This is a genomic window from Flavobacterium sp., assembly GCF_043778725.1.
Classification (GTDB): Bacteria; Bacteroidota; Bacteroidia; order Flavobacteriales; family Flavobacteriaceae; genus Flavobacterium.
On the sequence record NZ_JAYWFT010000130.1, the window covers coordinates 1 to 9,406 of the forward strand.

Below are 9,406 nucleotides of genomic sequence, written 5' to 3' on the forward strand. Positions count from 1 at the left end.
GTTATCAATGCAGGAAGTGGCGGAAGCTATAGTTTAACTAAAAATGCTACAACAAATCTAAAAATGGAAGAAGGCGACAAGTTGCACTATTATGAAAAAGGAAAAAAAGGAGGTTTAATTCTCATTGCAACAAAAGAAATGCACGGAAAAGTTCAATTATTGAGTAAATTATAAAAATAAAGTAGTAGTTTTTTTTTAGAAAACACCGCTAAACAGATTAATTTTTGTTGGCGGTTTTTCGATTGAAATAAATTCTTAAATTGTCAAACCAAAACCAACCAATGAACACAATTAAAGCGCTAATTGTAGATGATGAACTTAATGCTAGGTCATTACTACGAAATTTTATAGAAGATCATTGTCCAGAAGTAGCAATTATAGCTGATGCTGAAGATGTAAAATCGGCTGTGAAAATCATTAATAAAAATCAAATTGATTTGGTTTTTCTGGATGTTGAAATGCCTAACGAAAATGGTTTTGCGCTGTTCGATTACTTCAACAAACCAACTTTTGAAACCATTTTTTGCACCGCCTACTCGGAATATGCCATTAAAGCATTTGAAGTTTCGGCAGTGGATTATATTCTTAAACCAATTGGAATATCTAAACTAAAAGAAGCAGTAGAGAAAGTATCTGAAAAACTTAATCGAAATCTACAGCCAAACACTATGGATGTGCTGAAGGAAAATTTATTAGAAAATAAAATCAAAAAAATTGGCGTTCATATTGGTGACGGTATTGTTTTTATGGACTTAAACGATATTTTATATTTTGAAGCCGATGGTTCTTACACCACAATTCATCACAAAAACGGAAAAGATTTAGCAGTAAAAAAAATCAAACATTTTGAAGATTTACTTTCATCAGACACTCGTTTTTTTAGAATACATCGTTCTTATTATGTAAACATTACATTGATAAAAAAATATAGCAAAAAAGACGGATTATCAGTAACTTATGATGATAAAATTTTGCTTCCCATTTCGAGAGAAAAGAAAGAGGAATTTGAAGAATTTATGCAATTAAATAACATTTTATAAATGCGTTTTAAAAAAATATTATTTCTAAGTTTACTTGTTTTGAGCAACTTTATTTTTGCTCAAAACACTAATGACTTAAAATCGAAACTTGATAATTACAAAAAAAGTGACACTACAATATGTTTTTTATTAGACCAAAATATTGAAGCTGAAAACGACCAAAATATCTGGATAAAATACAATCAAGAATTAAAAAAAATAGCTCAAGAAAAAAGCAAATCAGAAACTAATCCTGTTTTAAAAAAAACGTATACAAAATACCTTAGTATTGCTTTTAACAACGAAGGAGCATTTTATGTTTATACCGAAGAGTTTGAAAAAGCAATTTTATTCTATAGAAAATCATTACAAATTACGACAAAAATTAACTTTGATTACGGAACCGCATTAGCACTTCAAAATATTGGAACCGCATTTGATTACCAAGGAAAATTAGACAGTACTCTAGTTTATATGAAAAAAGCTTATTTCTATGCAAAACGTTCCAACAACAAATCAAGTTTAGCCTTTATTTTAACTGATTTAGGATTTGTCTATAACAATTTAGGAAACAATTCGCTTGCCATAAAATACAATCTTGAAGCCTTGCCACTGTTCGAAAAGATGAAAGATTTAGATGGTTTAGAACGTACTTACTTTGCATTAGGTAGAATTTTTGACAATCAAAATGATTATAAAACTAGCACGTCCTATTATGAAAAATGTTTGAAAATTGATAAAGAAACTAATAATAATGAACGTTTGATTTTAGTGTTAAATAGTTTGGCTGCAACAAATATTAAACGTCACAAACTAGATTTAGCTCTACAATTTAACAATCAAGCATTTGAAATTGCATCAAAATTGAATAATGAAGACTTTATTGCTGCGACCTATAAAAGCTATGGGGACATTTATTTGGAAAAACAAAATTTCACAGAAGCTAACAATAATTATATAAAAGCTTTTGAAATTTTTAAAAAACTCAACAGCGATGGTTACGTTTCAAAAACCGCAATCAAAATTGCAGCTTCTTTCTACAAATTAAACAAACTTGATAAAGCGAAAGAATATGGATTATTGGGTTACAAATTATCTCAAAAAACCAATTACACTTCTGACGAAAAAGATGCAGCCGAGATTTTGAGCGATATTTACTCCAAACAAAACGATTATAAAAACGCTTTCAATTTCAAGAAAATAGCTTCTGATATTGGTGAAAAAATTTACTTCGATGAAAGCAAAGATATTGCCTTGAAAGCCACTTATCAATACGAAACCGAAAAAAAAGAGGCCAAAATCAAAGAACTAAATCAGAAAAAGAAAATTGCAGAATTGCAATCCAATAAAAAAACCATTCTTATTAATAGTTTCATCATCTCCTTTTTAGCATTAGCTATTCTAGCCTATTTTTTATTCTTCAGATTTAAAGAAAAGAAGAAAAATGAACTACTAGAAACCAAACTTGCCGAAGCCGAAAAACTTCTTGAAGCCGAAAAGAAAGCGACAGACAGCGAACTCAAAGCATTGAAAAGTCAAATGAATCCGCATTTTATTTTTAATGCACTCAACAGCATTCAAGAACAATTTATGTATGGCGATAAACTAAAAGGCAACGAACAATTAAGTAATTTCACTTATTTAACGCGACAAATATTAGAAGTTTCGGGCAAAAAACAAATCACCATTGCAACCGAAATTGATATTCTAACAAAGTATTTAGATTTAGAAAAAATGCGCTTCGCAAAAGATTTTGAATACACCATTTCAACTTCCAACACAATTGATGAAGATTATCATAAATTACCGCCAATGCTTATTCAACCTTTTGTAGAAAACAGTATCAAACACGGATTGATGCACAAAAACGGATTGAAAACAATTACCATAAATTTTGACTTAAATGAAAATGAAGAATACATCATTTGCACCATTATCGACAACGGAATTGGTAGAACAAAATCAGCTGAAATCAAAGCTAAAAATCAAAGTAAACATCAATCGTTTTCAACAGAATCAATTGCACAACGATTAGAATTACTAAACGAAAACCATTTAATCAAGCAATTAATTACCTATTCCGATGAATTAGAAAACAATAAAATAGTTGGTACTAAAGTAGTTGTTAATATTCCTTTAAGCTAGTTTTACAAACAAACTACATTGTAAACGTTCAATCCCAATATTACAATTGTTGCAATTGCTAACAACATCATTTTCAAGTTAAATTTTTTAATAAGTACTGACATAATTTCTATTTTTTCTGTAAAAGAAAGATTTTGAAAACAATGTGCTTTAACAAAATTTACGAAAGGTAAAATTTACTTCACGAAATGTAAAATTGTTTGTTATTTTTACACTCAAATTATATTTTTAACCTAAATCTAAACTTTTGTATTTATGAAAAAGAGTGTACTTCTATTGTTATTAATTTTACCATTACTTAGTTTTTCTCAAGATGTTCTTACTTTTAAAAGTACAAGTAGGGTTTTTAATTCTGATAACAAAAAACTTACTTCAAGTGAAGTTCGTGATTTATTTTCAACCAATCCTGAAGCATTACGATTGTATAATTCAGGAATGACAAAAAAAACCATTGGAAATATTTTACTTTATGGAGGTTTATCTTCACTAATAACTACACATTTGATAAGAGTTACTGATTCAAATACAATAGACCAATATGGAAGATTGACTATCAAGACCAGAAGTAATGTTATGTATTTTGTAAGTGCAGGTGTAGTCTTAATAGCAATTCCAATCAAAATTGGGTTTTCAAAAAAAATAAAAAAAGCAGTTTCTATAATTAATGACGATTTAAAAAATCCTAAAACTGGTTTTAATATCGAATCAACCTCATTTATTTCTAATTCTAATGGAGTTGGATTTTCTATTACTTTTTAAACATAAATCATGTCACAAAAACGCCTTTACCTTCTTGACGCCTACGCACTAATATTTCGCGGTTATTTTGCCTTTATAAAAAATCCAAGAATCAATTCTAAAGGAATGGATACTTCGGCTATTATGGGATTTATGAATGCTTTGATGGACGTTATCAAACGTGAAAAACCCGATCATTTAGCCGTAGCTTTCGACAAAGGCGGAAGCACTTATCGTTACGAAATGTACCAAGAATATAAAGCGCATCGTGACGAAACGCCAGAAGCAATAAAAATTGCCGTTCCATATATTCAAGAATTGTTGAAAGCAATGCACATTCCAATTATTGAAGTAGCAGGATTTGAAGCCGATGATTTAATTGGAACATTAGCAAAACAAGCCGAAAAAGAAGATTTTAAAGTGTTTATGGTTACGCCTGATAAGGATTTTGCACAATTGGTTTCCGAAAATATTTTTATGTACAAACCAGCACGAATGGGTAACGACATTGAAATTTGGGGAATTCCAGAAGTGTTAGCAAAATTCGAAATTACCAATCCGTTACAAGTCATAGATTTCTTAGGAATGATGGGCGATGCAGCCGATAATATTCCGGGATTGCCTGGCGTTGGTGAAAAAACAGCAAAGAAATTCTTGGCAGAATACGGTTCGATGGAAAATCTTTTAGCAAATACGCATCAACTAAAAGGTGCCATAAAAGACAAAATTGAAGCCAATGCCGAATTGGGAATTTTATCCAAAAAATTAGCCACAATCCTACTCGATTGTCCAGTAACTTTCAATGCAGAAGATTTTGAATTATCTAAACCTGATGTTGAAAAAACCGACGAATTGTTTCAAGAATTGGAATTCCGTCAAATGAAAGCGCAATTTGATAAATTATATAATCCAACTGTAGTTGAGGAAAATTCTGATTTAGAACAAGTAACAAAAAAAGCTCCAGCTAAAAAAACCAACGAAGATCAATTTGATTTATTTGGATTTTCGGATGAAGAAAGTGGTGATGAAAAACCAAATTCATTTTATGCAACTTTAGAAAATACAGAACATTTTTATCAAAGTGTTGAAGGTGATTTTGCTATAAAATTATTATTGCAAAACTTGATGAATCAAACTTCTGTATGTTTTGATACTGAAACTACAGGTTTAGATGCTTTAAATGCAAATTTAATAGGAATGTCTTTTTCATGGGAAAAAGGAAAAGCATATTATGTTCACATGCCATTAAATCATAAAGAAGTACAATTTTTAGTAGATAAATTCAAACCGTTTTTTGAAAATGAAACCATCGAAAAAATAGGTCAAAACATAAAATATGATTTGAAAATTCTGTCGCATTACGGCGTTCAAATTAAAGGAAAATTATTTGACACAATGATTGCGCATTATTTGATAAATCCAGATATGCGTCACAATATGGATGTTTTATCTGAAACATATTTAAAATATTCTCCAAAATCAATTGAAGATTTAATTGGTAAAAAAGGTAAAAACCAAAAATCAATGCGCGATGTTTCTTTAGAAGAAATTAAAGAATATGCCGCAGAAGACGCCGATGTAACCTATCAATTAAAACAAAATTTCAGTCCGATTCTCGACAAAGCCGAAACCAAAAAATTATTTGATGAAATCGAAATTCCGTTAATTCCTGTTTTGGCCGCAATGGAATTAGAAGGAATCAATCTTGACGTTCCGTTCTTGAAAGAAATGTCAGTGGAAATGGCTATCGAAAGTTCAGCATTGGAACAAAAAATATATGAAACTGCTGGCGAGAAATTCAATTTGGCTTCACCTAAACAATTGGGCGACGTTTTATTTGATAAAATGAAAATTGGCGGAGCAAAACAAAAGAAAACCAAAACCGGCCAATACGCAACTGGCGAAGAAATTTTGAGTTATTTGGCTAATGATAATCCAATTGTAAAAGACATTTTGGACTGGCGTCAAATGGTGAAATTGCAAAGTACTTACATCGATGCATTACCAAATCAAGTGGATAAAAAAACTGGGCGCGTTCATACCGATTATATGCAAACCGTTGCAGCAACAGGTCGTTTGAGTTCAAATAATCCGAATTTGCAAAATATTCCAATTCGTACAGAACGCGGACGATTGATTAGAAAAGCATTTATTGCTCGTGACGAAAATTACACTTTAGTTTCTGCGGATTATTCTCAAATAGAACTTCGAATTATCGCCGCTTTATCTGGTGAAGAAAACATGATAAAAGCATTTCAAAACAATGAAGATATTCACAGAAGTACGGCTGCAAAAGTGTTCAATGTTCCGTTAGAAGAAGTTACAAAAGAACAGCGTAGCAATGCCAAAACCGTGAATTTTGGAATTATATATGGCGTTTCTGCTTTCGGACTTTCTAATCAAACTTCACTTTCACGTAAAGAAAGTGCTGAATTGATTGATGCGTATTATGCAACTTATCCAAAGTTGAAATCATACATGAGCAATCAAGTAGATTTTGCAAGAGAAAACGGTTATGTGCAAACGGTTTTAGGAAGAAGACGTTATTTAAAAGACATCAATTCGGCAAACATGATGGTAAAAAGTGGCGCAGAACGAAATGCAGTAAATGCACCAATTCAAGGTTCGGCAGCCGATATTATCAAAATTGCGATGATTAATATTCATAAGAAATTGACTTCTGAAAATTGGAAATCTAAAATGTTACTTCAGGTTCATGATGAGCTTGTATTTGATGTTCACAACTCTGAATTAGAGAAAATAAAACCAATGATTAAACATGAAATGGAAAATGCCTTTAAAATGGATGTTCCGTTGGATGTTGAAATTGGCGTTGGTGAGAATTGGTTGGAGGCGCATTAGAAAGTTTCGGGTTGCGAGTTTAAAGTTTTACGCTTACTCATTACGTAGGAATCTTATAAAATTATGAAAAATTTATTTATTTTATTTTTTATCGCTTTTTCTAACTTAATTTTTAGTCAGGATACAAATAGTGTTTTACACGCAAATTTTATTCAAGCAATAAATACAGCAAGTAATATATTCATTATTATTAACGTAAAGGATTTGAACACAAATGATGTTAAAGAATTTTGCACAACAAATGATGAATTAAGAGAAGCTATAAAGATTGAAAAATCATTAACGTATGACGAAGCTTTCGAATTATTACAAAAAAGTAAATCAAGAGAGTTTGAATTTAAAAATGAAAAAGCATTAAAAATTTTCAACGCAAATTATTTTACTAAAAATGAGTTACTGAATTTTGAAAAAGAAATTAACATAAATAATTTAATTAAAGAAATAAATAAAACTTGGAATTTGGATTATGATAAAACTCAAGAAAAAACATACCTTTTTGGTTATTCACTTTCTAAAAAAGGTATTTTGATTGGATTTTCACAGATGTGTTATGGATTTAATGGCTTGTGGTGTGTAAGTTGCCAGGAAAACAAGTAGAACTTAATTTTTCATATCTTTGCCTTAAATTTATTTGAATATCAGCACTTTCACTTTCCTAAAAATCTTTTTTCTTGGAAATATGAAAAAGATGGGTTTAAAAAAAAGCTGAAATTCAACGAAAATACAGACCAATCATAATCGCAGTAATCCTAGCATTAGTTTTTTATACTTTTGAATTTGAAATTAATTTTACCTACATTTGCACCGTCTCAAAAGGGGTGCAATTATTAATTAATTTAATAAAAGCTGAGATTATACCCAATGAACCTGAGCAGGTAATGCTGCTAAGGGAAAAATGACAAAACTATTTGTAGTGTGCACGCTATAAAAATGTCATAGGAAACAACTAATTAATTTTTTAATCAAAGAATAATTACCTCTTTTTATTTGTAAAACAATTTACGAATGAAAACTTTATTCAAATCTAATCGCAGTAATTTTTTTCTGACTACTGCTTTCTGTATTCTCTTTTCTTCACAATCTTTTAGTCAAGAAAAATCTAAAGACACTACAAAAGTTACAACACTAGACGAAGTTCTAGTTGCAGCAATTCGTGTCAACAAAAAAACACCTGTTCCTTTTACAAATGTATCTAAAGAAGAAATTGCACCTAGAAATTTAGGTCAAGATATTCCAGTTCTTTTAAATTATTTGCCGTCTGTGGTAACCACTACCGATGCTGGAAATGGCGTTGGATACACCTACATGCGCGTTCGTGGTGCAGATGGATCACGAATTAATGTTACCCTAAACGGAGTACCATTTAACGACAGTGAAAGTCATGGGACGTATTTTGTAGATTTGCCCGATTTTGCTTCTTCAATAGAAAGCTTGCAATTGCAACGTGGTGTTGGTAGCTCAACTAATGGCGCAGGTGCATTTGGCGCAAGTTTAAACATGCAAACTAAAGCTTATCAAGAAAAAGCCTATGCTGAAATTGCTAATTCTGGTGGCAGTTTTGGAACTAGAAAACACACGTTAGCTTTCGGAACAGGATTGCACGACAATTTAGAGATTAATGGTAGAATTTCTCAAGTTGCATCCGATGGATATATTGATAGAGCTGCTTCAAACATGTCTGGTTATTTTTTTAATGCCAATTATGTTACTAAAACTACTCAAATTAAAGCTATTCTATTTGGCGGAAAAGAAAAAACCTATCAAGCTTGGTACGGCATTGAAGATTTAGATAAACTTCAAAACGATAGAACTTTCAATCTGGCAGGAATGTATTTTGATGCAGACGGAACAATGAAATTCTATGATAATGAAACCGATAATTATTGGCAAAATCATTTTCAGTTGCATTGGTCAGAAAAATGGAATGACAAATGGACTTCCAATGTAGCATTTCATTATACTTTAGGGAAAGGATATTATGAACAATACAAAGAAGACCAAACATTGGCCGATTATTATTTACCCGATTTTCAAGGAAATTCAACATCCGATTTAATTAGAAAAAGATGGCTCGATAATGACTTTTTTGGAACGACTTTTAACTTAAATTATAAAACTGCAAAAACAGAAGTTATCTTTGGTGGAGCAGCCAACAGGTATTTAGGGAAACATTATGGAGAAGTAGTTTGGACACAATTTTATGTGCCTAGTTCAAACCGTTATTATAATAATTTTGGCAACAAAGATGACGTGAATTTTTATGCCAAAGTAACACAAACTTATGGTAAAATCAATGTTTATGCCGACATGCAATACCGTATGGTTTTCTACAAAGCAAACAGTATTAACTTTAATGATGTGAACGATACTTTTAGGTTTTTTAATCCAAAAGTTGGTGCCAATTATCAATTAAACACTAAAAATGCAGTGTATTTTTATGCAGGAATTGCAAATAAAGAACCTAGAAGAGATGACTATGAAAACGGAAGTGTAAAACCAGAACGTTTGTTTGACTTCGAATTGGGATGGAAATACAATGTCAAAAAAACGATGCTTAACGCAAATGTTTTTTATATGAAATACAAAAATCAGTTGGTTATGACTGGCGCGTTAAACGATGTAGGTTCGCCAATTTTTACTAA

The 9,406-nt window shown here is 30.9% G+C and carries 6 protein-coding genes and 1 riboswitch; all 6 genes read left to right on the forward strand.

Features of this window, described 5'->3' with window-relative positions; translation table 11 throughout:
- Positions 1-281: 281 nt before the first annotated feature.
- A complete protein-coding gene (locus ACH2CG_RS12625) occupies positions 282-1,040 on the forward strand; it encodes a LytR/AlgR family response regulator transcription factor (RefSeq protein WP_395065733.1) in 759 nt (252 codons plus the stop codon).
- Complete coding sequence (locus tag ACH2CG_RS12630) at positions 1,041-3,164, forward strand: tetratricopeptide repeat protein (protein ID WP_395065735.1); 2,124 nt, start codon at positions 1,041-1,043, stop codon at positions 3,162-3,164. It begins immediately after the preceding gene.
- 255 nt (positions 3,165-3,419) lie between these two features.
- A complete protein-coding gene (locus ACH2CG_RS12635) occupies positions 3,420-3,923 on the forward strand; it encodes a hypothetical protein (protein WP_395065737.1) in 504 nt (167 codons plus the stop codon).
- Between the two features lie 9 nt (positions 3,924-3,932).
- Positions 3,933-6,764 carry a DNA polymerase I gene (polA, locus tag ACH2CG_RS12640; protein WP_395065739.1) on the forward strand — a complete coding sequence of 944 codons (2,832 nt, stop codon included), beginning with the start codon at positions 3,933-3,935 and terminating at the stop codon, positions 6,762-6,764.
- A gap of 63 nt (positions 6,765-6,827) precedes the next feature.
- Positions 6,828-7,361: a hypothetical protein gene (locus ACH2CG_RS12645; protein ID WP_395065741.1), complete on the forward strand. Its 534-nt coding sequence runs from the start codon at positions 6,828-6,830 to the stop codon at positions 7,359-7,361.
- Positions 7,362-7,568: 207 nt separating this feature from the next.
- A riboswitch (TPP riboswitch) is annotated at positions 7,569-7,675 on the forward strand.
- A gap of 94 nt (positions 7,676-7,769) precedes the next feature.
- Positions 7,770-9,406, forward strand: a 1,637-nt coding sequence (locus ACH2CG_RS12650) for a TonB-dependent receptor (RefSeq protein WP_395065742.1), incomplete at its 3' end; no start/stop codon positions are given.

Coding starts and splice junctions, on each gene's coding strand:
- ACH2CG_RS12625 (WP_395065733.1), top strand. CDS start 282: ATGAACACAATTAAAGCGCTAATTGTAGATGATGAACTTAATGCTAGG.
- ACH2CG_RS12645 (WP_395065741.1), top strand. CDS start 6,828: ATGAAAAATTTATTTATTTTATTTTTTATCGCTTTTTCTAACTTAATT.
- ACH2CG_RS12635 (WP_395065737.1), top strand. CDS start 3,420: ATGAAAAAGAGTGTACTTCTATTGTTATTAATTTTACCATTACTTAGT.
- ACH2CG_RS12630 (WP_395065735.1), top strand. CDS start 1,041: ATGCGTTTTAAAAAAATATTATTTCTAAGTTTACTTGTTTTGAGCAAC.
- polA (WP_395065739.1), top strand. CDS start 3,933: ATGTCACAAAAACGCCTTTACCTTCTTGACGCCTACGCACTAATATTT.